Source organism: Aeromonas sp. QDB25 (assembly GCF_027707725.1).
GTDB lineage: Bacteria > Pseudomonadota > Gammaproteobacteria > Enterobacterales > Aeromonadaceae > Aeromonas > Aeromonas caviae.
Map to the genome: position 1 here is coordinate 43,930 of NZ_JAPCIZ010000001.1, position 25,169 is coordinate 69,098.

At 59.5% G+C, this 25,169-nt stretch carries 25 protein-coding genes and 2 tRNA genes; 22 read left to right on the forward strand and 5 right to left on the reverse strand.

Features of this window, described 5'->3' with window-relative positions; all coding sequences use genetic code 11:
* Nucleotides 1–65: 65 nt before the first annotated feature.
* From ribBA to PG883_RS00230, 9 genes are all read left to right on the forward strand, one after another.
* A complete protein-coding gene (gene ribBA / locus PG883_RS00190; protein WP_039040299.1) occupies nt 66–1,175 on the forward strand; it encodes a bifunctional 3,4-dihydroxy-2-butanone-4-phosphate synthase/GTP cyclohydrolase II in 1,110 nt (369 codons plus the stop codon).
* A 133-nt stretch (nt 1,176–1,308) separates the two neighbouring features.
* Nucleotides 1,309–1,779 (forward strand): 6,7-dimethyl-8-ribityllumazine synthase, encoded by a 471-nt coding sequence (gene ribH, locus PG883_RS00195; RefSeq protein WP_010675391.1) that lies wholly within the window; start codon nt 1,309–1,311, stop codon nt 1,777–1,779.
* A 14-nt stretch (nt 1,780–1,793) separates the two neighbouring features.
* Complete coding sequence (gene nusB, locus PG883_RS00200) at nt 1,794–2,207, forward strand: transcription antitermination factor NusB (RefSeq protein ID WP_270806821.1); 414 nt, start codon at nt 1,794–1,796, stop codon at nt 2,205–2,207.
* A gap of 57 nt (nt 2,208–2,264) precedes the next feature.
* Nucleotides 2,265–3,224 carry a thiamine-phosphate kinase gene (gene thiL, locus PG883_RS00205; RefSeq protein ID WP_201925250.1) on the forward strand — a complete coding sequence of 320 codons (960 nt, stop codon included), beginning with the start codon at nt 2,265–2,267 and terminating at the stop codon, nt 3,222–3,224.
* A complete protein-coding gene (locus PG883_RS00210) occupies nt 3,221–3,709 on the forward strand; it encodes a phosphatidylglycerophosphatase A family protein (RefSeq protein ID WP_201925248.1) in 489 nt (162 codons plus the stop codon). Before thiL ends, PG883_RS00210 begins: the two co-directional genes overlap by 4 nt.
* 645 nt (nt 3,710–4,354) lie before the next feature.
* On the forward strand, nt 4,355–6,079 hold the full coding sequence (locus tag PG883_RS00215; RefSeq protein WP_010675387.1) for a dipeptide ABC transporter ATP-binding protein: 1,725 nt from the start codon (nt 4,355–4,357) through the stop codon (nt 6,077–6,079).
* 58 nt (nt 6,080–6,137) lie between these two features.
* A complete protein-coding gene (locus PG883_RS00220; RefSeq protein ID WP_010675386.1) occupies nt 6,138–7,694 on the forward strand; it encodes an ABC transporter substrate-binding protein in 1,557 nt (518 codons plus the stop codon).
* Between the two features lie 96 nt (nt 7,695–7,790).
* Nucleotides 7,791–8,765, forward strand: a complete 975-nt coding sequence (locus PG883_RS00225; protein ID WP_010675385.1) for an ABC transporter permease — start codon at nt 7,791–7,793, stop codon at nt 8,763–8,765.
* Between the two features lie 3 nt (nt 8,766–8,768).
* On the forward strand, nt 8,769–9,710 hold the full coding sequence (locus PG883_RS00230; RefSeq protein WP_029314771.1) for an ABC transporter permease: 942 nt from the start codon (nt 8,769–8,771) through the stop codon (nt 9,708–9,710).
* 221 nt (nt 9,711–9,931) lie between these two features.
* On the opposite strand, the gene dxs is transcribed toward PG883_RS00230, so the two are convergent.
* The 3 genes from dxs to xseB are packed head-to-tail and all read right to left on the reverse strand — an operon-like array spanning nt 9,932 to nt 12,961.
* Complete coding sequence (dxs, locus tag PG883_RS00235) at nt 9,932–11,797, reverse strand: 1-deoxy-D-xylulose-5-phosphate synthase (RefSeq protein WP_043153238.1); 1,866 nt, start codon at nt 11,795–11,797, stop codon at nt 9,932–9,934.
* Between the two features lie 21 nt (nt 11,798–11,818).
* Nucleotides 11,819–12,709, reverse strand: coding sequence for a (2E,6E)-farnesyl diphosphate synthase (gene ispA, locus PG883_RS00240; protein ID WP_041215676.1), 891 nt, complete (start codon nt 12,707–12,709; stop codon nt 11,819–11,821).
* Nucleotides 12,710–12,961, reverse strand: coding sequence for an exodeoxyribonuclease VII small subunit (gene xseB / locus PG883_RS00245; RefSeq protein ID WP_010675381.1), 252 nt, complete (start codon nt 12,959–12,961; stop codon nt 12,710–12,712). It abuts the gene before it with no gap.
* Between the two features lie 234 nt (nt 12,962–13,195).
* Between xseB and pomA the strand changes: the two genes are divergently transcribed.
* The 3 genes from pomA to greA all read left to right on the forward strand — a co-directional run bounded on the left by pomA (nt 13,196) and on the right by greA (nt 15,480).
* Nucleotides 13,196–13,954: a flagellar motor protein PomA gene (gene pomA, locus PG883_RS00250; protein WP_029314770.1), complete on the forward strand. Its 759-nt coding sequence runs from the start codon at nt 13,196–13,198 to the stop codon at nt 13,952–13,954.
* 10 nt (nt 13,955–13,964) lie between these two features.
* Nucleotides 13,965–14,858 (forward strand): flagellar motor protein MotB, encoded by an 894-nt coding sequence (locus tag PG883_RS00255; RefSeq protein ID WP_042878323.1) that lies wholly within the window; start codon nt 13,965–13,967, stop codon nt 14,856–14,858.
* Nucleotides 14,859–15,003: 145 nt separating this feature from the next.
* A complete protein-coding gene (gene greA / locus PG883_RS00260; protein WP_045525791.1) occupies nt 15,004–15,480 on the forward strand; it encodes a transcription elongation factor GreA in 477 nt (158 codons plus the stop codon).
* A gap of 47 nt (nt 15,481–15,527) precedes the next feature.
* Here the strand turns inward: greA and PG883_RS00265 are convergent, their stop codons facing one another.
* Together PG883_RS00265 and yhbY are read right to left on the reverse strand one after the other, a co-directional pair.
* Entirely contained in the window at nt 15,528–16,121 is a 594-nt protein-coding gene (locus PG883_RS00265) for a PilZ domain-containing protein (protein ID WP_109112129.1), read from the reverse strand.
* Nucleotides 16,122–16,226: 105 nt separating this feature from the next.
* Nucleotides 16,227–16,523 carry a ribosome assembly RNA-binding protein YhbY gene (gene yhbY / locus PG883_RS00270; RefSeq protein WP_010675376.1) on the reverse strand — a complete coding sequence of 99 codons (297 nt, stop codon included), beginning with the start codon at nt 16,521–16,523 and terminating at the stop codon, nt 16,227–16,229.
* A 97-nt stretch (nt 16,524–16,620) separates the two neighbouring features.
* On the opposite strand from yhbY, the gene rlmE reads away from it, so the two are divergent.
* The 10 genes from rlmE (at nt 16,621) to nusA (ending at nt 25,156) form a co-directional block, all read left to right on the forward strand.
* A complete protein-coding gene (rlmE, locus tag PG883_RS00275; RefSeq protein WP_010675375.1) occupies nt 16,621–17,250 on the forward strand; it encodes a 23S rRNA (uridine(2552)-2'-O)-methyltransferase RlmE in 630 nt (209 codons plus the stop codon).
* Nucleotides 17,251–17,295: 45 nt separating this feature from the next.
* Entirely contained in the window at nt 17,296–19,248 is a 1,953-nt protein-coding gene (gene ftsH / locus PG883_RS00280) for an ATP-dependent zinc metalloprotease FtsH (RefSeq protein WP_104455437.1), read from the forward strand.
* An 84-nt stretch (nt 19,249–19,332) separates the two neighbouring features.
* Entirely contained in the window at nt 19,333–20,178 is an 846-nt protein-coding gene (gene folP / locus PG883_RS00285) for a dihydropteroate synthase (protein ID WP_113977507.1), read from the forward strand.
* A gap of 18 nt (nt 20,179–20,196) precedes the next feature.
* The gene (glmM, locus tag PG883_RS00290) at nt 20,197–21,531 is read left to right on the forward strand and encodes a phosphoglucosamine mutase (protein WP_069652095.1); all 1,335 of its coding nucleotides are present in this window, start codon (nt 20,197–20,199) and stop codon (nt 21,529–21,531) included.
* Between the two features lie 131 nt (nt 21,532–21,662).
* Entirely contained in the window at nt 21,663–22,427 is a 765-nt protein-coding gene (gene tpiA, locus PG883_RS00295) for a triose-phosphate isomerase (protein ID WP_270806822.1), read from the forward strand.
* Nucleotides 22,428–22,754, forward strand: coding sequence for a preprotein translocase subunit SecG (gene secG / locus PG883_RS00300; RefSeq protein WP_010633113.1), 327 nt, complete (start codon nt 22,428–22,430; stop codon nt 22,752–22,754).
* A 7-nt stretch (nt 22,755–22,761) separates the two neighbouring features.
* Nucleotides 22,762–22,846: transfer RNA gene (locus PG883_RS00305), tRNA-Leu, on the forward strand.
* 91 nt (nt 22,847–22,937) lie between these two features.
* Nucleotides 22,938–23,014: transfer RNA gene (locus tag PG883_RS00310), tRNA-Met, on the forward strand.
* 166 nt (nt 23,015–23,180) lie between these two features.
* On the forward strand, nt 23,181–23,639 hold the full coding sequence (gene rimP / locus PG883_RS00315) for a ribosome maturation factor RimP (RefSeq protein WP_010675370.1): 459 nt from the start codon (nt 23,181–23,183) through the stop codon (nt 23,637–23,639).
* 14 nt (nt 23,640–23,653) lie between these two features.
* Nucleotides 23,654–25,156, forward strand: a complete 1,503-nt coding sequence (nusA, locus tag PG883_RS00320; protein WP_010675369.1) for a transcription termination factor NusA — start codon at nt 23,654–23,656, stop codon at nt 25,154–25,156.
* Nucleotides 25,157–25,169: the final 13 nt, after the last annotated feature.

Genomic DNA, 25,169 nt, shown 5'->3' on the forward strand with positions numbered 1-25,169 from the left:
GCACAATACGCAGTATCAAGTCGAGCCGACTGGCTCAATCCCCAAGCATGTTGATGGAGTAGCCCATGGCGCTGAGCACGACCCAGGAAATCATTGCCGATATCAAGGCTGGCAAGATGGTGATCCTGATGGATGACGAAGACAGGGAGAACGAAGGGGACCTGATCATGGCCGCCTCCTGTGTCCGCCCGGAAGACATCAACTTCATGGCGCGCTACGGTCGTGGCCTCATCTGCCTGACCCTGACCCGGGATCGCTGCAAGCAGCTGGCGCTGCCGCTGATGGTCGATCGCAACAATGCCCAGTTCTCCACCGCTTTCACCGTCTCCATCGAGGCGGCGGAAGGGGTGACCACTGGCATCTCCGCCGCCGACCGCGCCGTCACTGTACAGGCCGCGGTGGCGCCCCATGCCAAGGCCGCCGATCTGGTGCAGCCCGGCCACATCTTCCCGCTGATGGCGCAGGATGGCGGTGTGTTGACCCGCGCCGGCCACACCGAAGCGGGCTGCGATCTGGCCCGGCTGGCCGGCTTCGAGCCTGCCTCCGTCATCGTCGAGATCCTCAACGAAGACGGCACCATGGCCCGGCGCCCGGATCTCGAGATCTTCGCCGAGCAGCACGGCATCAAGCTCGGCACCATTGCCGACCTTATCGAATACCGCAACCAGCACGAGACCACGGTAGAGAAGGTGGCCGAGTGCAAGTTGCCCACCGAATACGGCGAGTTCGACCTCGTCACCTTCCGCGACACCATCGACAACCAGGTCCACTTCGCCCTGAAGAAAGGGGACGTGAAGGCCGACCAGCCGACCCTGGTACGGGTGCACCTGCACGACGTGCTGAGCGATCTGCTGCTCACCGACCGCCACAGCGCCCGCAGCTGGCCGCTGCCCAAATCCATGGCCCGCATCGCCGACGAGGGCGGGGTGCTGGTGATCCTGGGGGCGGAAGCCCATGGCGCCGAGCTGCTGGCCAGGGTCAAGGGTTTTGAAGCCGCCGACAAGGGGCTGGCGCCGGAAGGGGCCAAGTGGCAGGGCACCTCGCGCCGGGTCGGCGTCGGTTCCCAGATCCTCAAGGCGCTGGGGGTCGGCAAGATGCGCCTATTGAGCTCTCCCAAGAAGTACCATGCCCTCGGTGGCTTTGGTCTGGAAGTGGTGGAGTACGTCGGCGAGTAAGCGCTGCGTACGGTTGAATTCATCACCATGGCCGCCCGTTGCGGCCATGGTTTTTTGTCGCGGCTCTGTTGTGCTAGAATGCGTGCACTTTTGAGCCCGGCCCCTAATTGATTGCACAGAGACAGGATTTCCAATGAAGATTATCGAAGGAAATATCGCCGCTCCCGAGGCGCGTGTTGCTATTGTCGTTGCCCGTTTCAACAGCTTCATCAATGACAGCCTGGTGAACGGCGCGCTGGACGTGCTGAAGCGTCAAGGTCAGGTCCAGGAGAGCAATCTGACCCTGGTGCGCGTACCGGGGGCCGTCGAAATTCCCCTGGCGGCCAAGAAGCTGGCCAAGAGCGGTCAATACGACGCCATCGTCGCACTCGGCACCGTCATCCGCGGCGGTACCTACCACTTCGAACTGGTAGCGAGCGAGAACGGCAAGGGTCTGGCCCAGGTGATGATGGAATACGACATTCCCGTTGCCTTCGGCGTGCTGACCACCGAAAACATTGAACAAGCCATCGAACGCGCCGGTACCAAGGCGGGTAACAAGGGTGCAGAGGCTGCACTGAGCGCGCTCGAAATGATCAACGTCCTGAAACAACTGGACGTGTAACGAGGAGAAATGCATTGAAACCGTCCGAGCGCCGTAAGGCCCGCCATAGCGCCACCCAGGCCATCTACCAGTGGCAGATGACCCAGGCCAACGTGGGCGACATCGAAGAGCAGTTCAAGATCGATCAGGACACCAAGGGTGTGGACCTGAACTATTTCCGCGATCTGCTGTTCGGGGTTGCGGTCCACTGCAACGAGCTGGACAAGGTGTTCGCGCCTTTCCTCTCCCGTCCGCTGGAAGAAGTGGACATGGTGGACAAGGCGATCCTGCGTCTGGCGACCTACGAGCTGACCCGTCGTGAAGATGTGCCGCCGCGCGTGGTGATCAACGAAGCGATCGAGCTGGCCAAAGCTTTCGCCGCCGATGACAGCCACAAGTTTGTCAACGGCGTCCTGGACAAGGTGATCAAGACGCTGCCCAAGCGCTGATCCTGCTGTCCGTCAGCAATTAAGAGAGGAGCCAGCTTATTGCTGGCTTTTTACTGTATGGGTGAATTTGAGCTGATTGAGAAGTACTTCAAGGTCCCCCACGCCCGCAAGGACGTGGTGATGGGCCCTGGAGATGACTGTGCCCTGCTGACCCTGCCCCCCGACGCCCAGTTGGCGGTGAGCACGGACACCCTGGTGAGCGGCGTGCACTTCTTCCCCGACATGGATCCGGTGGATCTCGGCTACAAGGCGCTGGCGGTCAATCTCTCCGATCTGGCCGCCATGGGTGCCGAGCCGCGCTGGGTCTCCCTGGCCCTGACCCTGCCCGCCATCAACGAGCGCTGGGTCGCCGGTTTCGCCGAAGGGTTCCTCGAGCTCGCCGAGTACTACAACGTGGCGCTGGTGGGGGGAGACATGACCCGCGGGCCCCTCTCCATCACCGTCTCGGTGAAAGGATCGGTCCCGGCAGGTCGCGCCCTGATGCGCAGCGGCGCCAAGGCCGGTGACGGGGTCTACGTGACCGGCACCCTGGGAGATGCCGCCCTGGCGCTCTCCCACCTGCTGGGCAAGCGCACCCTCAACGAGAACCAGTTGGCGGCCGTGCTGCCGCGCCTCGACCATCCCCATCCCCGCATCCTGGCCGGTCAGGCCCTGCGCGGGCTGGCCAGCAGCGCCCTGGATCTCTCCGACGGCCTGGCGTCCGATCTCGGCCACATCCTCAAGGCGTCCGGTGTGCGGGCCCAGATCGATCTCAATCTGCTGCCCCTCTCCCCCGTGTTGCAGGATGCGGTGCCGGCCATGGATGCCTGGCAACTGGCCCTGGCCGGGGGCGACGACTACGAGCTCTGCTTCACCGTGCCCCAGGAGCATCACGGCGCCCTGGACACGGCGCTGGCCAATTGTGGCGTCAGGTTCACCCGCATCGGTCGCATCCTGGCCGGGGAGCCTGGCATCGACTATCTGCAGGACGAACAACCCGTCGAACTGCACCTCAAGGGCTGGGATCACTTCGCATGATGTCTTTCAAGATAAAGCCCGAACTGACGCGGCTGAACCTTAAAAACCCGCTCCACTTCCTGGCGGTGGGGTTTGGCTCCGGTCTCTCCCCCAAGGCGCCGGGCACCATGGGGACCCTGGCAGCCATCCCGCTCTATCTCTTGGTGAGCGGGCTGCCGACCTCCTGGTTCATCGCCCTGCTGGTGGTAGGTTTCGTGGCGGGCATCCGCATCTGCCAGAGCGCCACCGACGCCATCGGGATGCCGGATCACGGGGCCATCGTCTGGGACGAGGTGATCGGATTCGGGGTCACCATGATTGCGGCTCCGACCGGCTGGGAGTGGGTGCTGGCGGGCTTCGTGCTGTTTCGCCTGTTCGACGTGCTCAAGCCCTGGCCCATCTCCTGGTTCGATCGCCGCATTCACGGCGGGCTTGGCATCATGCTGGACGATCTCATTGCCGGCCTGTTCGCCCTGGCCTGCATGCAACTGCTTGCCCACTGGTGAGGGGAGGCGGCATCTGAACGCCCTCTCGCTGTTTTTCACTCCTCTCCTCTTGCAAAGAGGCCGGATATACCGCACACGCAGGCCCTGAGGGGCCTGCGTTTTTTTGTATGCAATCCCTCCCGGCTTGCCGTGCCGGCGGGCCTGTGGCCCAGGTTGATCCTTCTGCATTGTCCCTATTTAGCTCTGCCTATTTTTCCTTACTCCGGATATGCTGCCGTCAAAAAATCATTTCACATAAATATTCACTACTCATTCGAAGCTGGTCAGCATAATGCTGATAGTGAATAAGATTGTTTGTTGCTATTTTGTTGAAACATAATTGGTTGATGGCCTCGCATTGCCAGCGTAATCTCTGGTAATGTGACTTTTATCGACATTTTAACCCCAGGGTGCCGGCATTCTCTGGGCAAAGTATTGCGAAATTGTATAACTGGATCATTTACACCCGCGGGCAAACCGACTAACTTACTCGCGGGTTATTCCAAAAAAATGCAAAAAACCCGCCCGGATCGCTGGTTTGGCTGCCTCATGGATTGAGCGTTAATTACACAACAACGGCTCTCGAGCAGTACCAAGGCACAACCAGCATCTGCGGCTGATTTACGGACGAATTATTTGGGACGGATGTCCCCCGCAGAGGTAACCATGTCCTTGCTTGAAGTCAAAAACTTGCGGATCGAGTACCCCTCCCGCTACGGGGTGCTTGCCGCGGTCAAGGATCTCTCTTTTTCTGTTGAAAAGGGCGAGATCGTCGGCGTCGTCGGTGAGTCCGGCGCTGGCAAATCCACCATCGGCAACGCCGTCATCGATCTGTTGAGCCCGCCCGGTCGCATCGCCCGTGGTGACATCTACCTCAACGGCGAGCTCATCTCCGGCAAGAGCCAGAACGAGATGCGGGCCATTCGTGGCTCGCGTATCGGTTTCATCTTCCAGGATCCCATGACCTCCCTCAATCCGCTGTTCACCGTGGAGCAGCAGCTGGTGGAGACCATCCTCGCCAACACCGACCTGTCCCGCGAGGCGGCCTTTGCCAAGGCCCTCGAGCTGATGGGGGCGGTGGGGATCCCGAACCCGGACGTGCGCATCAAGCAGTATCCTCACCAGTTCTCCGGTGGCATGCGCCAGCGGGTGGTGATCGCCATCGCCCTCTCCGGGGATCCCGAGCTCATCATCGCCGATGAGCCGACCACGGCGCTGGACGTCTCCATCCAGGATCAGATCCTCCAGCTCATCCGCAACCTGTGCAAAGAGCGCCAGGTAGGCTGCATGCTGGTGACCCATGACATGGGGGTGGTCTCCAACGTCACCGACAAGGTGGCGGTGATGTACCGCGGCGATCTGGTGGAGTTCGGCACCACGGAACAGGTGCTGGGCCGCCCCAATCACCCCTATACCCGCAGCCTCATCTCGGCGGTTCCCCGCTCGGATGTGAAGCTGGTGCGCTTCCCCCTGGTCTCCTATATCGAGGATGCCGGTGCGGCGGATACCAGCATCGATCTCAAGACCCACTGGCTCGGCCAGAGTCAGGACGAGCGCACCTATGAAGGCGCGCTGCTGCGGGTGGAGAACGTGGATCTGAAGTTCGTCACCAAGGATTCCATCTTCCCGAGCCGCCGCCAGTACGTGCGCGCCTGCAACAACATCAGCTTCGAGATCTTCGAGGGTGAGACTTTCGGTCTGGTGGGGGAGTCGGGCTCCGGCAAATCCACCATCGCCCGTGCCATCACCGGGCTCTATCCGCCCGACACCGGCAAGATTGTCTTCGAGGGGATCGATCTCACCGCCCTGAAAGGGGAGCACGAGCGTCGCCCCCTGCGCCGCCAGATGCAGATGGTGTTCCAGAACCCGTACTCTTCGATGAACCCGCGCATGAAGGTGCGTGACATCATCGCCGAGCCGATCCGCTTCCACCGCCTCGCCGAGAGCGAGCGGCAGATAGAGCAGATCGTCGGGGACCTGCTGGATCACGTGGGCCTGGGCCGCGGCGCCGGGGTCAAGTATCCCCACGAGTTCTCCGGTGGTCAGCGCCAGCGCATCTCCATTGCCCGCGCCCTGGCGACCCGCCCGCGCTTCCTCATCTGCGACGAGCCGACCTCGGCGCTGGATGTCTCGGTGCAGGCCCAGATCCTCAACCTGCTCAAAGACTTGCAACAGGAGCTTGGGCTCACCATGCTGTTCATCAGTCACGATCTGCCGGTCATCCGCCAGATGTGCGACCGCATCGGTGTGATGCAGCACGGTCATCTGGTGGAAGTGGCCGAGACCGAGAAACTGTTCACCAATGCCGAGCATGAGTACAGCCGCAAGCTGATCTCCCTCATGCCGGAATTCAAGGGAATGTCCCGCGAGGGGCTGGAAATCGCAAGCTAGGAAAGCACCGGTTCGCCGGTTTGTCTGTCAATAAAAAGCCAAAAGCATGGAGAAAGACATGAAGAAAGGATTATCCAAGATCGCCATGGCGCTGTTCGCCGCTGGTCTCGCGTTCAACGTTTCTGCTGCCGACATCAAGGTCGCCGTCGCGTCCGACGCCACCTCGCTGGACCCGCAGGAGCAGCTCTCCGGTCAGACCCTGGAGATGTCTCACCTGGTGTTCGACCCCCTGATGCGTTACACCCAGGATCTGCAGTTCGAGCCGCGTCTGGCCGAGAAGTATGAGCGCATCGACGACAAGACCGTCCGTTTCCACCTGCGCAAGGGTGTGAAGTTCCACTCCGGCAACGACTTCACCGCCGATGACGTGGTATGGACCGTCAACCGTCTGAAGGCCTCCCCGGACTTCAAGGCGATCTTCGACCCCATCGCCGAAGCCAAGAAGGTGGATGATTTCACCGTGGATCTCGTCACCGCCAAGCCGTTCCCGCTGGTGCTGCAGACCGTCACCTACATCTTCCCGATGGACTCCAAGTTCTATAGCGGCAAGACCGAGGCGGGCAAGGACAAGGCCGAGATCGTGAAGAACGGTGACTCCTTCGCCTCCACCAATGTCTCCGGTACCGGTCCGTTCAGCGTCAAGTTCCGCGAGCAGGGCGTGAAGCTGGAATACGTGCGCAACGCCAACTACTGGGACAAGGCCTCCAAGGGCAACGTCGAAAACCTGACCGTGGTACCGATCAAGGAAGACGCCACCCGTGTTGCAGCCCTGCTGGGCGGCGACGTGGACATGATCTACCCGGTTGCCCCGAACGATCTGGAGCGCGTGAAGAACGGCAAGGATTCCCAGCTGGTCACCCTGTCCGGTACCCGTGCCATCATCATCGAGCTGAACCAGAACACCAACCCGGCGCTGAAAGACAAGCGCGTGCGTCAGGCGATCAACTACGCCATCAACCAGGTGGGCATCGTCGACAAGATCAACAAGGGCTTCGGTACCCCGGCCGGCCAGCTGAGCCCGAAAGGCTACGCAGGCTACAACGAGGCGCTCAAGCCCCAGTATGATCTGGCCAAGGCCAAGGAGCTGATGAAGGAAGCCGGTTACGAGAAGGGCTTCAAGATGAGCTTCATCTCCCCGGCTGCCCGCTACGTCAACGACGTCAAGATTGCCCAGGCCGTCTCCGCCATGCTGTCCAAGATCAACATCAAGGTGGATCTGAAGACCATGCCGGTGGCCCAGTACTGGCCGGAGTTTGACAAGTGCGCCGCTGACATGCAGCTGATCGGCTGGCACTCCGACACCGAAGACAGTGCGAACTTCTTCGAGTTCCTGACCTTCACCAAAGATGCCAAGACCGGCATGGGTCAGTACAACTGCGGCGGTTATGCCAACGCGGAAGCTGACAAGATGGTGATGGAAGCCAACACCGAGACCGATCCTGCCAAGCGTGCCGCTATCCTGCAGAAGGTGGAAGCCATGCTGATCGACGACGCCGCCTATGTGCCGCTGCACTGGGAAGACTTGGCCTATGGCGCCAAGAAGAACGTCGACATCAAGCCGGTGGTCAACGTGATGAACTTCCCTTATCTGGGTGACCTGGTGGTCAACAAGTAAGCGAAGCGTTTAAGGAAGGACCCGGCGGGGCACCCATGGTTGCCCCGCCATTAACAGAAGCCTGTGCCAAGACACAGGCCACGTAGAAGGACAAGCATGTTTACATTCCTGCTGAAACGGTTCTATCAGGCCGTGATAGTGATGTTCGTCATCAGCCTGGTCGCCTTCTCCATCCAGGACAACCTGGGGGATCCGCTGCGCGAGCTGGTGGGACAATCCGTCTCCGAGTCCGTGCGCCAGGAGCTGCGCGACAAGATGGGACTCAATGATCCCTTCCTCGTGAAATACAGCCGCTTCTTGAAGAACGCGGTACACGGGGATCTGGGCACTTCCTATTTCTTCAAGCGACCAGCCCTCGAGGTTATCCTCGACAAGCTGGTGGCTACCCTTGAGCTGGTGTTTGCCGCCGCGCTCATCATCGTCGTGGTCTCCATTCCGCTGGGGGTTTATTCGGCGATAAGACCGCGCAGTTTCCTGACTAAGCTCATCATGGCGGTGAGCAGCATCGGCATCTCGATCCCGGTCTTCCTGACCGCCATCATGCTGATGTACCTCTTCTCCATCCAGCTGGGCTGGCTGCCGGCCTATGGCCGTGGCGAGACTTACAACCTGCTGGGCTGGGAGTCGGGATTCTTTACCTGGGACGGTATCCTGCACCTGGTGCTGCCTGCGGTCTCCCTCTCCTCCATCATGCTGCCGCTGTTCATCCGGCTGGTGCGCTCGGAGATGCTGGAGCAGCTCTCCTCCGAGTACGTCAAGTTTGCCCGTGCCAAGGGGCTGGACAACAACAAGGTCTACTACCAGCACGCCCTGAAGAACACCATGCTGCCGGTCATCACGGTGGGCGGTGTGCAGATCGGAACCATGGTGGCCTACACCATCTTGACCGAGAGCGTGTTCCAGTGGCCGGGGACCGGCTTCCTCTTCCTTGAGGCGATCCACCGGGTCGATACGCCGCTGATCACAGCCTACGTCATCTTCGTCGGCCTCATTTTCGTGGTGACCAATACCCTGGTCGACCTGCTCTACGGGTTGATCAACCCGACCGTCAACCTGACCGCCAAGGGGTAACAGATGACTAATGCTGTAACTGCAAGCCCAAGCCGTTGGGCACGTTTTAAAAATTCCGACATCGTCTACTACTTCCTGCGGGACAAGGTAGCCATGTTCAGCTTTGCGGTGTTTGTGGTCTTCGTGCTGGCGGCTCTGCTGGCACCCTGGATCGCACCGCACAACGTCTATGACCAGACCAGCTTCGATCTGATGGATGCGGAGCTGCCTCCCTCCTGGCTGGAAGGGGGCGAGGCCCGCTTCTGGCTCGGGACCGACAACCAGGGACGCGACATCTGGAGCACCATCCTCTATGGCGCCCGCATCTCGCTGACCATTGGTCTGTTCGCGGTGGGGCTGCAGCTGGTGCTCGGTATCGTCATCGGTCTGATGGCCGGTTACTTTGGTGGTCGCATCGACAACCTGCTGATGCGCTTTGCCGATGTGCAGCTGTCGTTCTCCACCATGATGGTGGCCATTATCATCTCCGCCATCTTCCAGGCGACCTTTGGCTCCGAGTTCTACTCGAAGTTCGCCATCCTGATGCTGGTAGTGATCATCGGTATCGCCGAGTGGCCCCAGTATGCTCGGACGGTGCGCGCCTCCGTGCTGGCGGAGAAGAAGAAGGAGTATGTGGAAGCGGCTCAGGTGATGGGGTTCCGCGCCCCGCGCATCATGTTCCGCCACATTCTGCCGAACTGCCTGTCACCCATCCTGGTCATCTCCACCGTGCAGGTGGCGAACGCCATCATGAGCGAGGCGGCCCTCTCCTTCCTGGGTCTGGGGATGCCGGTGGATCAACCGTCCCTGGGGTCGCTCATCAGCGTGGGCTTCAACTACATCTTCTCCGGATCCTGGTGGATCACCGCCTTCCCGGGCCTCTGCCTGGTGGTGCTGGTGCTGGTGATCAACCTGCTGGGTGACTGGCTGCGGGATGTGTTCAACCCGAAGATCTACAAGGGCTGATAAACCTTTCCACGAACTGGCTGCGAGGCCGTGATCAAGGTTCAAGTGCTGCTCGCTTATGTGGAACCAAGGAGTGTTCAGGTATGTCTCGGTTCCTGAGCGGCTTGCAACCTTGTTGACGGCCTTCTCGCGACAGTATGTGAACAGGGTTGGTCTGGCACAGTGAATAACAAAAAAGGGCGCCATCAGGCGCCCTTTTTTATTGCTTGCGATAACCCTTGTCAGGCCTGCAGCCAGCTCTCGATGCGGGTCTGAATGCCCACGCTGTCCAGCCCCAGCAGGGCGTAGATCTCATCCTGGGTGCCCTGCTCGATGAAGCGGTCCGGCAGGCCGAGGTTGAGCACCGGTTTGCACTGCTTGCAGCCCATCAGCAGCTCGTTCACCGCAGAGCCTGCACCGCCCATGATGGCGTTGTCCTCAAGGGTGACGAACTGATCGTGGGAGGCGGCCAGAGAGAGCACCAGCGCCTCGTCCATGGGTTTGACGAAGCGCATGTCCACCAGGGTGGCATCCAGCGCCTCGGCGGCTGCTCTGGCCTGTTGCAGCAGGGTGCCGAACGCCAGGATGGCGGTCCCCTTGCCCTCGCGAACGACACGTCCCTTGCCGAGGGGCAGGGCCTGCATCTCACTCTCGGCCTGGATACCGGTGCCGCTGCCACGGGGGTAGCGCACCGCCGCTGGCCCGTTGCACAGATAGCCGGTGTAGAGCATCTGGCGGCACTCGTTCTCGTCGGACGGGGTCATCACCACCATGTTGGGCACGGTACGCAGGAAGCTGATGTCGAACGCCCCCTGATGGGTCGGGCCGTCGGCCCCCACCAGACCGGCCCGGTCGATGGCGAAGAGCACCGGCAGGTTCTGCAGCGCCACGTCGTGGATAAGCTGGTCATAGGCCCGCTGCAGGAAGCTCGAATAGATGGCGACCACGGGTTTCTGATCGGCGATGGCGAGACCGGCGGCGAAGGTGACCGCATGTTGCTCGGCGATGGCCACGTCGAAGTAGCGATCCGGATATTGCTGGCTGAATTTCACCAGACCGGAGCCTTCGCGCATGGCGGGGGTGATGCCGACCACGCGCTCGTCCTTGGCGGCGATGTCGCACAGCCACTGACCGAAGATGGCGGAGAAGGTGGGTTTGCCACCGGCGCTCTTGGGCAGGGCACAGTCATCCGGGTTGAATTTGGGGACGGCGTGATAACCGATGGGATCTTTTTCCGCCGGCTCGTAGCCCTTGCCCTTCTTGGTCTTGACGTGCAGCAGCTGGGGACCCTTGAGATTGCGCATGTTGCGCAGGGTTTCGACCAGGGCGTGGATGTCGTGACCGTCGATGGGGCCGATGTAGTTGAAGCCGAACTCCTCGAACAGGGTGCCCGGTACCACCATGCCCTTGAGGTGCTCCTCGGCCCGCTTGGCGAGCTCCTTGACCGGCGGCAGCCCCGCCAGCACCTTCTTGCCCCCCTCGCGAATGGTGGTGTAGAGCTTGCCGGACATCAGCCTGGCGAGGTGATTGTTCAGGGCCCCCACGTTCTCGGAGATGGACATCTCGTTGTCGTTGAGCACCACCAGCATGTCCTTGTGGACGTCGCCGGCGTGATTGAGGGCCTCGAAGGCCATGCCGGCGGTGATGGCGCCATCACCGATGACCGCGACCACCTTGCGGCCAAGCCCTTCGCTCTCGGCCGCCACCGCCATGCCGAGCGCCGCCCCGATGGAGGTGCTGGAGTGGCCCACGCTGAGCACGTCGTACTCGCTCTCTTCCCGCCAGGGGAAGGGGTGCAGGCCATCTTTCTGGCGAATGGTGTGAATGCGCTCCCGTCGTCCGGTCAGGATCTTGTGGGGATAGGCCTGGTGGCCCACGTCCCACACCAGCCGATCGAAGGGGGTGTTGTAGACATAGTGCAGGGCGACCGTCAGCTCGACGGTGCCAAGGCCGGAGGCGAAGTGGCCGCTGGAGCGGCTCACCGAGCGCAGCAGATACTCGCGCAGCTCGTTGCACACCACGGGCAGCCGCTCGAAGGGGAGGGATCGCAAATCGACCGGCGTGTCTGCGAGGGCCAGGTTGGGGAAATCGCTAATATCAACGCTCATATTGTTACTGTTATCCAGCGTTTAGTGGGTTCGCTCGATGATGTAATCGGCAAACGCTTCCAGAATGTCGGTATTGTAGGGCAAGGATTGCAGGGCTGTTAAGGCCTTGTCATGCAGTTCGCGAGCCAGCTCACGGGCATTGTCGAGTCCGAGCAGGGCCGGATAGGTACTCTTTTCCAGCGCCAGATCCGAGCCTTGCGGCTTGCCCAGGGTGGCAGTATCGCCCGTGATGTCGAGGATGTCGTCCTGCACCTGGAAGGCGAGTCCGATGGCGGCGGCATAGGTTTGCAGGGCGGTGAGGGTGGCGGGTTCCACGTCAGCCTTGCACAGGGCGCCGAGGGTCACGGCGCACTCGATGAGGGCCCCGGTCTTGTGGCGGTGCACCTGCTCCAGCTCGGCGAGGCTGATCCGGCGCCCTTCGGCGTCCAGATCCAGTGCCTGACCGCCGCACATGCCGAGATAGCCGGACGCGCGGGCCAGGGCACTCAGCATCCGCACCCGGTTGGCCATCAATGTATCGGGCATGGGGTGGTCGGCCAGAATGGAAAACGCCAGGGTCTGCAGGGCATCGCCCGCCAGGATGGCTGTGCCTTCATCGAAGGCCTTGTGTACGGTGGGCTGACCACGACGCAGGTCGTCGTCGTCCATGGCGGGCAAGTCGTCGTGCAGGAGGGAGTATGCGTGAATGCACTCCACGGCGGCGGCGGGGCCATCCAGCAGTTCGCTCTTGACGCCCAGCATCTCGCCAACGGCATAGACCAGGAAGGGGCGCACCCGTTTTCCACCGAGCAGCAGGCCGTATTTCATCGCGTCCCGCAAACGTGGCGCCATGGCGGGCAGGGCGTCAAGCTGTGCCGAGAGGCAATCGTCGATGCGGCGCCGATGCAGGCGGGAGAAATCGTCCAGGGTCACTCACTCCTCTCCTTGTTCTGCTCGAAAGGGGACCGCTTGCTCGCTGCCATCGGCCTGGGTCAGGAGGATCTGGATCTTCTGCTCGGCCTGTTCCAGCTTCTGCTGGCCGGCACGCACCAGATGGATGCCCTGTTCGAATTGTTTGAGTGCCTCCTCGAGGGGGAGCGAGCCCTGTTCGAGTTGATGCACTATGGTTTCCAGCTCTTCCAGGGTGGCATCAAAACTCAGACGGTCGATTTTTTTACTGGCCATGTCCATCCTCGGGGATTGAAAAAAACGGCTCATCTTAACATCGACCGGCCACAGGGGGGAGGCAGAAAAACGCGGCGTCCTCAAACTATCCTGACCCTGGCCGATAAGAACGGGCATGCAACCACGCATTGCCGATCGGCGATTGCGGTGTGCCGAGCTTGCTGCCGGGGACGCAATAGCAGAAAATTCAACGCAATATAATGAGACGGCACGTTCGGCGACAGGAGTAGGGATGTGGATTTAGGGAGTCTGATAGGCTTAGTGCTGGGGTTCGGGGTCGTGGTGTACGGCATGTTGCTGGGCGGCCCCATGAGCATGTATGTGGACATGCCATCGGTCTACATCACCATACTGGGGTCCGTGTTCATCTGCATGATGAAATTCAACCTCGGCCAGTTTCTGATGGCCTTCAAGGTCGCGGGCAAGGCCTTCATGTACAAGGGGGACAAGCTCGACGATCTCATCACCAAGGCGGTGGAACTGGCGGATGCGGCCCGCAAGGGGGGCTTTCTGGCCCTGGAGGCGGCGGAGATCCCCAATACCTTCATGAAGAAGGGCATCGACATGCTGGTGGACGGTCATGATGCCGACGTGGTGCGTGCGGTGATGGAGAAGGACATCGAACTGACGTCCGAGCGTCACGCCACAGCCATCAAGGTGTTCCGCTCCCTGGGGGATCTCGGTCCGGCCATGGGCATGATCGGTACCCTGGTGGGGTTGGTGGCCATGCTGGCCAACATGAGCGACCCCAAATCCATCGGCCCGGCCATGGCGGTGGCCTTGCTGACGACCCTGTATGGCGCCATCGAGGCCAACATGATTGCCATCCCCATCGCTGACAAGCTGGAACTGCGCAGCGGCGAGGAACAGTTGAGCCGCACCCTGATCCTCGACGCCATCATGGGGATCCAGGATGGACAGAACCCGAGGGTGATCCAGGCCATGTTGCAGAACTACCTGAATCAGTCCAAACGCAACAACGGGACCGAATAGGAGCGCACAGATGGCAAAGTGCAAGTGCCCGCCTCCCGGATTGCCCGGTTACATGGGAACTTTCGCGGATCTCATGTCCCTGCTGATGTGCTTCTTCGTGCTCTTGCTCTCCTTTGCCGAGATGGATGTGCAGAAGTTCAAGCAGATCGCCGGTTCCATGGAGAAGGCGTTCGGGGTGCAGAACATCCTGGAGGTCAAGGATATCCCCAAGGGAACCTCCGTCATCGCCCAGGAGTTTCGTCCTGGTCGCCCCGAGCCGACGCCTATTGACACCATCATGCAGCAGACCATCGACATGACCCAGACCGAGCTGGATTTCCAGCCTGGGGATGCGGACAAGGCGGGTGGACATGACAAGACCGAAGGCCAGCAGAGCGGTGGCGATACCGCCCAGGAGGCCCAGAAGGCGCAGGAACAGTCCAACACCCTGGCCAAGGCACTGGCGGAGCAGATGCAGGCCCAGATCCAGGATGGGGCCATCGAGATAGAGGCGCTGGGTCAGCAGATCATCATTCGCATTCGCGAGAAAGCGGCGTTCCCGGCGGGATCCGCCTTCCTGCAACCCCAGTTCTGGCCGGTGATCCGCAAGGTGGCTGCGCTGCTCAAGGATGTGCCGGGGGAGATCACCGTCTCCGGCCACACCGACAATGTGGCCACCGAGGACGAGTTGTTCCAGTCCAACTGGGAGCTTTCGTCCCAGCGGGCGGTGGCGGTGGCCCACCAGATGATCAAGGTGCCCGGTTTTGACGGCAATCGTCTGGTGGTGCAAGGGATGGCGGATTCCCAGCCGCTGGTGCCCAACAACAGCCCGGAGAATCGGCGCATGAACCGACGTGTCGAGATCGCCATCATGCAGGGCAAACCGACGGTGTCGGCTCCGCTTGGCGTCTCGGAATCCAAGTAACGCTGGCCCAAAGCGGGATCCCGCTCGCAGGGGCTGACATGGATTTTGTGGCGGCTTCATATTAAGATGCCCCATCCGAACCGACAGCTGCGGCTCTCTTTTGATTGCCGCAGCTTCTCTTTATAAAGCAACCCAGGTTTCGACTATGAATCATACTCCGATGACTGTTCGCGGCGCTGAAAAGCTGCGTCAAGAGCTCGATTATCTCAAGACCGAGCTGCGTCCCCAGATTATCGAAGCGATTGCTGATGCCCGTGAACATGGCGATCTGAAAGAAAATGCCGAATACCATGCCGCCCGCGAGCAGCAGGGTTTCTGTGAAGGCCGCATTCAGGAAATCGAAGGCAAGCTCTCCAATGCCCAGATTATCGATGTCACCAAGATTGCCAACAATGGCCGTGTCATCTTCGGCGCAACCGTGACCCTGCTCAAAAGTGAAACGGAAGAGGAAGTGATCTACCGCATCGTGGGAGACGACGAGGCGGACATCAAGCAGAACATGATTTCCGTGAACTCCCCCATTGCCCGAGCCCTGATCGGCAAGGAAGTGGATGACGTTGCCATCGTCAAGACGCCGGGTGGCGATGTGGAGTACGAGATCCTGGAAGTTGCCTATCTCTGATTGAACGTCGGGGAAAGAGACAGGGGAGCCGGGCTCCCCTGTTGTCTTTAGTCACCCTGATAGGCCTGGACGAAGGCGTCCTGGTGGCGCTGGAAGAGCCAGTCCCGCAATTGTTCCTGATCCTCCTTGCCCAGCCGGAACTGGACGGCCCAGTCATGGCGATGTGGATTGGCATCCACGTGCCTGACGAGGGTGCCTGTCATGGCCAAGGGAGGGAGATCCTCGATGCGAAGGTATCCGCCAAGTGGATCTCCCTTGGCAAAGGCGTCCGGCAAGCCGGCCACGATGAGACCTCCAAGGGAGAGGCTGTATACCTCGTACTCCGCGTCTTCGGTGCAAAGCACGGCCTTTTCGTCGAGTCGCCAGGCGCGCAGATGGGGCGAACCCAGCTCGGTAATGGTCGGCGCGGCGATGCGCAGCTCGGCGTGGCCCTCCTCTGCCTGGGTGCAGTGGAGCGGGAAACGCAATTGGTAGCCGGCGATGCGGGCTTCGAGTGTCAGGGGCTTGGCTCGCTGCAACAGGCTTTGGAGAGGAAGGGGCAGGGTGCCGCGTAGGTATTGGCTGGTGGCAATGTCTTCATCGTTTCCCAGGTCCCGCAGCATGGCCAGTTCTTCATCGGTGAGGAGCTGATGCTTGTCCATAGTGGGTGTCCACGGCTATTCATCGCAGGTTAAGGGCCTGGCAACTATTTTGGCAAGCGACTTGGGAAGAAGGGAAATGAAGGAAAGAGCGAATGCTCTTTCCTGTTACTTGCGCGGCAACTGGATCTTGGGCTCTTTGGCCTGACGGTAGATGGTCAGTACATGGCCCATGCTCTGTACCTTGATGGCGCCGGTCTCGCGAACGATGGCATCCATCACCAGCTGTTTCATCTCACGATCTTCAGACGCAACCTTAACCTTGATCAGCTCGTGGTGGTTCAGCGCCAGATCGATCTCGGCCAGCACCCCTTCGGTCAGACCGTGTTGTCCCAGCAGGACGACCGGCTTCAGACTGTGGGCCAGGCCCTTGAGGTACTGTTTCTGTTTATTGTTGAGAATCATGGCAATTTCTTCATAAGTCAGGGTTGAAAGGGGCGTATTCTACCCCCACTTAGCCCTTAATACTAATAACCCTTGTGGTTTTTTAAAGTCGACAATCATGACCCAGAAAAAACGTTCCCCCAGTTCAACCCGCTGGTTAAAAGAACATTTCGACGACCAATACGTCAAGAAAGCCCAGAAGTTGGGACTGCGCTCTCGCGCCGTTTTCAAGATCGACGAGATCCAGGGCAAAGACCGGCTGCTCAAGCCGGGGATGACGGTAGTGGACCTGGGGGCTGCTCCCGGTGGCTGGTCCCAATTTGCTATCGACCAGGTCGGTGACAAGGGGCGCGTCATTGCGTGTGATATTTTGCCGATGGATTCCATTGCCGGTGTCGATTTCCTGCAAGGGGACTTTCGGGAGGAAACTGTACTCGGCGCCTTGCTGGAGCGAGTCGGCCCCGACAAGGTGGATGTCGTCATGTCCGACATGGCGCCCAACATGAGCGGTACCCAGCAGGTGGATCAAGCCCGTGCCATGTACCTGGTGGAACTGGCGCTGGACATGTGCAATCAGGTCCTGAGCAGTAATGGCAGTTTTGTAGTCAAGGTGTTCCAGGGGGAAGGGTTTGATGCCTATCTCAATGAAATACGTAGACTTTTCTCTGTCGTCAAGATTCGAAAACCAGACTCGTCCCGTGCCCGTTCACGAGAAGTCTACATTGTGGCTACCGGTTTTAAACTGTAGTACCCTAACCCTCATCGTTAACTGTCAGTCTGCGAGGTCATTGATTTGAGTGACATGGCGAAAAACCTAATCCTGTGGCTGGTCATCGCCGTCGTGCTGATGTCGGTGTTCAATAGCTTCAGCCCCAGCGATACCACCAGTCGCCAGCTGGACTATTCCAGCTTCGTGAAAGAAGTGACCCAGGAGCAGATCCGTGAAGTGCGGATGGATGGCAAGGTCATCAATGGCGTCAAGCGCACCGGTGAACGTTTCACCACCATCATTCCTGCGCCGGATCCCCAACTGCTCAACGACATGCTCAACCATAACGTCAAGGTGATGGGTGAGAAGCCGGAAGAACCGTCCCTGATCACGTCCATCTTCATCTCCTGGTTCCCGATGCTGTTGCTGATCGGTGTCTGGGTCTTCTTCATGCGTCAGATGCAGGGCGGTGGCGGCAAGGGTGCCATGTCGTTCGGCAAGAGCAAGGCTCGCCTGATGAGCGAAGATCAGATCAAGACTACCTTCGCCGACGTAGCCGGTTGTGACGAGGCAAAGGAAGAGGTCAAGGAGCTGGTCGACTATCTGCGTGACCCGACCAAATTCCAGAAGCTGGGTGGCAAGATCCCGACCGGCGTCCTGTTGGTAGGTCCTCCCGGTACCGGTAAGACCCTGCTGGCCAAAGCCATTGCAGGCGAGGCCAAGGTGCCGTTCTTTACCATTTCAGGTTCGGATTTCGTGGAAATGTTCGTGGGTGTCGGTGCCTCCCGGGTGCGTGACATGTTCGAACAGGCCAAGAAATCCTCCCCCTGCATCATCTTCATCGATGAGATCGATGCGGTCGGTCGCCAGCGTGGCGCCGGTCTGGGTGGTGGTCACGACGAACGTGAGCAGACCCTGAACCAGATGCTGGTTGAAATGGATGGTTTTGAAGGCAATGAAGGCATCATCGTCATCGCCGCCACCAACCGTCCCGACGTACTGGATCCTGCGCTGCTGCGTCCAGGTCGTTTCGACCGCCAGGTCGTGGTCGGCTTGCCGGATGTTCGCGGTCGTGAGCAGATCCTGAAAGTGCACATGCGCAAGGTACCGCTGGCGGATGACGTCAATCCGGCGCTGATTGCCCGTGGTACCCCTGGTTTCTCCGGTGCCGATCTGGCCAACCTGGTGAACGAGGCTGCCCTCTTCTCTGCTCGCGAGAGCCGCCGAGTGGTCTCCATGCTGGAGTTCGAAAAGGCGAAGGACAAGATCATGATGGGGGCGGAACGTCGCTCCATGGTGATGAAAGAGTCCGAGAAGGAGATGACGGCCTATCATGAAGCGGGTCACGCCATCATTGGTCGCGTGGTGCCGGATCATGACCCTGTCTACAAGGTCTCCATCATTCCGCGCGGCCGTGCGCTGGGTGTGACCATGTACCTGCCGGAACAGGACCGCTGGAGCCACTCCAAGCAGCATCTGGAGTCCATGATCTCCAGCCTGTATGGCGGTCGTCTGGCGGAAGAGCTGATCTACGGTGCCGAGAAGGTATCGACCGGTGCATCCAACGACATCGAACGTGCCACCGACATCGCCCGCAAGATGGTGACCCAGTGGGGCATGTCCGAGCGTCTCGGCCCCATGCTTTACGCAGAAGAGGACGGTGAAGTCTTCCTCGGCCGCAGCATGGCCAAGGCCAAGCACATGTCTGACGATACCGCCCGCATCATCGATGCAGAGGTCAAGCAGGTCATCGATCGCAACTACGATCGTGCCAAGCAGATCCTGCTGGACAACATGGATGTGCTGCACACCATGAAAGATGCATTGATGAAGTACGAGACCATCGATGCCAAGCAGATCGATGATCTGATGGCGCGTCGCGAGGTCCGTGCTCCCAGCAACTGGCATGATGAGCACGGTGACACCCCGCAAGGTGGTGCCAGCGTGAACAACGAGCCGGAGGCCAAGGCGCCGGCTGAAGAGGGCAGTGCACCTCTGAGTGACATCGACAAGGCGAACGATGTCCCGGCCAAATAAGTTGTCATGATACAAACCCCGGGCTTGCCCGGGGTTTTTCTTTGCACGAAGAGTTTGCCGCTCTTGTTGGAGGTAGTTGAAGCAATGCAGTTAATCAGCAAGGGACGTACCCTTTCTCTCGACCGTCCCCATGTCATGGGCATTCTCAATGTGACGCCGGACTCCTTTTCAGATGGTGGCCGCTTCAAGCAGATCGATCTGGCGTTGGGTCATGCCCGCGACATGGTGGCCGATGGGGCCACCCTTATCGATATAGGTGGCGAGTCGACCCGCCCGGGCGCCCCCGACGTGAGCGAGCAGGAGGAGCTGGACAGGGTCATCCCCGTGGTGGAGCGCATGGTCTCCGAGCTGGATGTGATGATCTCCCTCGATACCTCCAAGGCTATTGTCATGCGGGAGGGTTGTGCTGCAGGTGGTCACCTCATCAATGATGTCCGCGCTCTGCAAGAGCCGGGAGCGCTGGGCGCGGCGGCCGAGGCTGGCGTACCGGTATGCCTCATGCACATGCAGGGGCAGCCCCGTACCATGCAGGTGGAGCCGCACTATGACGATTTGCTGGGGGAGGTGAGAGCCTTCTTTGACGAGCGGATTGCCGCTTGTCTGGGGGCTGGTATCCCGCGTGAGCATCTGGTACTGGATCCAGGCTATGGCTTTGGCAAGACGCTGGCGCACAACTATCAGCTGCTGGCACAGCAGGCGTCACTGCTCGATTACCAACTTCCGCTCTTGGTGGGCATGTCACGAAAGTCTATGATAGGCAACCTGCTTGACCGCCCGGTAGCCGAGCGGTTGGCTGGTAGTCTGGCCTGTGCCCTGATCGGGTTGCAACATGGCGCCAGGATCATCCGGGTGCACGACGTGCGGGCCACCATGGATGTCTTGCGTACAGGCTGGATGACCATGACGGGACAAGATTTCATATCCAAATAGAAAAACGAGAAACAGACAATGACCAGAAAGTACTTCGGCACCGACGGTGTGCGCGGCAAGGTGGGTGAATACCCGATCACCCCGGATTTCGTCATGAAACTCGGCTGGGCCGCCGGCAAGGTGCTCTCCAAGAAAGGGACCAAGAAGGTGCTGATCGGCAAGGATACCCGTATCTCCGGTTACATGCTGGAGTCGGCACTGGAGGCGGGGCTCTCCGCCGCCGGTCTCAAAGCCATACTGATGGGACCCATGCCCACCCCGGCGGTTGCCTACCTGACTCGCACCTTCCGTGCCGAAGCCGGCATCGTCATCAGTGCATCCCACAACCCCTATTACGACAACGGCATCAAGTTCTTCTCCGCCGACGGCACCAAGCTGCCCGATGATGTCGAGCTGGCCATCGAAGCCGAGCTCGACAACGAACTCAAGTGCGTGGAGTCCGCGGAGCTTGGCAAGGCGCAGCGCATTGATGATGCGGCTGGTCGCTACATCGAATTCTGCAAGAGCACCTTCCCCTCCAATCTGAGCCTGGAAGGGCTGAAAATGGTGGTGGATTGCGGTCATGGTGCCACCTACCACATCGCCCCTTCCGTCTTCCGCGAGCTGGGTGCCGAAGTCATCGCCATCGGCTGCAGCCCGGATGGGCTCAACATCAATGACGGTGTCGGTTCCACAGCACCGGAGGCGCTGGCCGCCAAGGTCCAGGAATGCAAGGCAGATCTCGGCGTCGCCTTCGACGGTGACGGCGACCGTCTGGTGATGGTGGACAGCACTGGTTACATCATCGACGGGGATGAGATCCTCTACATCATCGCCCGGGATGCCCTGCGCCATGGCCGCCTCAAGGGCGGTGTGGTGGGCACCCTGATGGCCAACATGGGGCTGGAGCTGGCGCTTCAGACCCTGGGCATCCCCTTTGCCCGTGCCAAGGTGGGTGACCGCTATGTGCTTGAGATGATGAACGAGAAGGGCTGGCGCATCGGGGGCGAAAACTCCGGTCATATCATCTGCCTGGATCAGACCACCACGGGGGATGGTATCGTCGCCGCCCTGCAGGTGCTGACGGCCATGCGCAGTGCCGAGATGCCGCTGGCCAAATTGCGTTCGGGCATGAGCAAGTTCCCGCAAGTGCTGGTCAATGTGCGCTTCGCCGAAGGCAAGGATCCGCTGACCTCCGGTGCCGTTCAGCAGGAAGTGGCGGCAGTGGAGCAGGAACTGGCCGGCCGTGGCCGGGTGCTGTTGCGCAAATCTGGCACCGAGCCCCTGATCCGGGTCATGGTCGAAGGTGAACACGAACAGCAGGTGCGCGATATGGCAGAGCGCATCGCCAAACAGGTCGAATCGGCGTTTTAATGAACAATCAAGGCGGCTTTTTAGTCGCCTTGGTTGTATCTTGTTCAAACGATTCGAAAATTTGAAAATAGCACTTGTCAGCTGAGCATCCTCTGGATATTATCAGCCCCGCTTTCGCAAGGGAGTTGCCGATGGGACATCGCAAGCCGTTTGTAGCAGCCAACTGGAAGTTACACGGTAGTAGGTCGCAGTTAGAGCACTTTACGAGTCAGTGCACAGAGCGCATTGATGAAGACGTAGATGTGGTCTTGTGTCCATCCCATGTGCATCTCGGTTTCACAGCAGAACTGCTCGGTGAGCAGGGAAGAGTGAAGCTGGGGGCTCAGAACGTGAGTCAGCACAGACATGGCGCTTATACGGGTGAAATCTCGTGTGAGATGCTGGTCGAGGCAGGTTGCCGATATGTACTTGTTGGCCACTCCGAGCGCAGGCGTCTCTTTGGTGAGACCAGTTTTATCGTCGCAGAGAAGTTTGCGGCAGTCAGAGCAGCAGGTCTGATACCCATACTTTGTCTGGGTGAGTCAGGCGCGGCGAGGCAGGCAAGAAGAACCTTTGAGGTGATTGCCGAGGAACTGGACATCGTCATAGAGAAAAATGGCGCGATGGCTTTCGATAATGCTATCATCGCCTACGAGCCAATCTGGGCTGTAGGTACAGGTAAATGCGCCACACCCGAGCAGGCACAAGAGGTTCATTCCTTTATTCGCAGTCGCTTGGCGGAGGATACTCCGGTAATAGGTGAGAAAGTCAGAATCATCTATGGTGGGAGCGTGACACCGGCCAATGCACAAGATTTGTTTGCGCAGTCCGATATTGATGGCGGTCTGATAGGCAGGGCAAGTCTTGATGGCGAGGCGTTTTTAGGAATAGTTGAAGCGGCAAAGGGTGCAAGTTAAATGTACGAGATTCTTTTGGTCGTTTATCTGCTGGTATCGCTGGCTCTGATTGGTCTGGTAATGATTCAGCAAGGTAAAGGGGCTGATATGGGCGCCTCCTTCGGCGCAGGGGCATCGAATACAGTGTTCGGCTCCGGTGGTTCAGGAAGTTTCCTGACCCGCACAACAGCGATTTTGGCTACTCTGTTTTTCTTGATTAGTCTGGTTCTGGGTTCCATGTCCAGCAACAAGGTCAAACAGGGTAGTGAATGGGAAAATCTGCAACAGACTCAACAAGTTGAGCAGAGCAAAGCGCCAGTGAAGAAAGATACTGACGTTCCAGAGTAAGAGTTTTGCCGTGGTGGTGGAATTGGTAGACACGCTATCTTGAGGGGGTAGTGCTCTAGGGTGTGCGGGTTCGAGTCCCGCCCACGGCACCAATTAAGCAGTGAACCCGGGTAACCGGGATGTTATAGCCGCTGAGTCTTGTCTCACGAGAGTGAAGTGGCTATAATCTCGCACGATTTCGGACGCGGGGTGGAGCAGCATGGTAGCTCGTCGGGCTCATAACCCGAAGGTCGTCGGTTCAAATCCGGCCCCCGCAACCAAATTTCACGCATTTCCTACGCTCAGGAAGGCGGTCGCTGCGAGGCGACAATCAGGGTAAAGCGCCAAGCCCCGATTTGACATCGGGGCTTTTTGTTATGTGCAATTTACTCTGAATCTATTTCTATCTGGGCTATATGCCCTTTTTTCGTTTTTCGGAGGGTGACTTTGGCTACGTTGGAACAACGTTTGACCGATCTGCTCGAGGCTCCGGTCGTTGCCTTGGGTTTTGAACTGTGGGGTATCGAGTTTATCCGTGCGGGTAAGCACTCGACCTTGCGCGTTTTCATCGACTCGGAGCAAGGCGTGACGGTGGAAGACTGTGCCGAGGTGAGCCGCCAGGTCGGCGCCATCATGGATGTCGAAGATCCCATCACCGAGGAGTACTACCTTGAGGTGTCTTCCCCGGGTCTGGATCGTCCACTGTTCAAGGTCGCCCAGTTCGAAAAATACGTTGGCCAGGAGGCGGCGGTAACGCTTCGGATGGCAACAAACAACCGCCGCAAGTTCAAAGGCGTAATCAAAGCCGTGCAGGGGGACATGATCACTCTGACGGTAGATGGTAAGGACGAGGTGTTGGCTTTCACCAATATCCAAAAAGCGAACATAGTGCCGAACTTTGGTTAACGAGGCTATCGGATATGAATAAAGAGATTTTGCTGGTCGTTGACGCTGTGTCCAACGAGAAGGCTGTCCCCCGCGAGAAGATTTTCCAGGCTCTGGAGACTGCGCTGGCGACTGCGACCAAGAAAAAATACGAAGGCGAGATTGAAGTGCGTGTCGAGATCGATCGCAAGACCGGTGACTATGACACCTATCGCCGTTGGGTCGTGGTGGCCGATCAGGCTTCCATGGAGAACCCGTACGGGGAAATCACTCTCGAAGCCGCTCAGATCGAGCAGCCGGATATCCAGATCGGCGACTATGTTGAAGACCAGATTGACTCTGTGACCTTCGACCGTATCACCACCCAGACCGCCAAGCAGGTCATCGTGCAGAAAGTGCGCGAGGCCGAGCGTTCCCAGGTCGTTGACCAGTTCAAGGACAAGGAAGGCACCATCATCAGCGGCGTGGTCAAGAAGAGCAACCGCGACAACGTGATCCTGGATCTGGGCAGCAATGCCGAAGCCGTGATCTTCCGTGACGACATGTTGCCCCGTGAGACCTTCCGTCCCGGCGACCGCATCCGTGGCCTGCTCTACGCCGTGCGTCCGGAAGCCCGTGGTTCCCAGCTGTTCGTCAGCCGCTCCAGCCCGGACTTCCTGAAAGAGCTGTTCCGCATCGAAGTGCCGGAAATCGGCGAAGAGATGATTGAAATCATGGGCGCCGCCCGTGATCCGGGTTCCCGCGCCAAGATCGCGGTCAAGACCAACGATCGTCGTATCGACCCGATCGGTGCCTGTATCGGCATGCGTGGTGCCCGCGTTCAGGCCGTCTCCGCCGAGCTGAGCGGTGAGCGTGCCGACATCGTGCTGTACGATGACAACCCGGCCCAATACGTGATCAACGCCATGGCGCCAGCCGATGTGGCCTCCATCATCGTCGATGAAGACAACCACACCATGGACATCGCCGTGGAAGCCGCCAACCTGGCCCAGGCCATCGGCCGCAACGGTCAGAACGTGCGTCTGGCCTCCCAGCTGACCGGTTGGGAACTGAACGTGATGACCGTCGAGGACATGCGTGCCAAGCACCAGGCCGAGAACGACCGCATCATGAACCTGTTCACCAGCACCCTCGACATCGACGACGATTTCGCCGGCCTGCTGATGGAAGAGGGCTTCTCCACCCTGGAAGAGATCGCCTTCGTCCCGGTCAACGAGCTGCTGGCCATCGACGGTCTGGATGAAGACATGGTCGAAGAGCTGCGCAAGCGTGCCAAGGATGCCCTGACCACCAAGGCCCTGGCCAAAGAAGAATCCTTTGAAGGCGTCGAGCCTTCCGAAGAACTGCTCAATCTCTCCGGCCTCGGTCGTGAAATGGCCTATGCCCTGGCCGCTCGCGGCGTCGGCACCCTGGAAGATTTGGCAGAGCAAGGTATCGATGACCTTGCCGACATCGAAGAGTTGACCGCCGAGAAGGCAGGTGAGCTCATTATGGCTGCTCGCAATATCTGTTGGTTCGGAGAAGAGCAGTCTGAATAAGGTCAAACGGAGG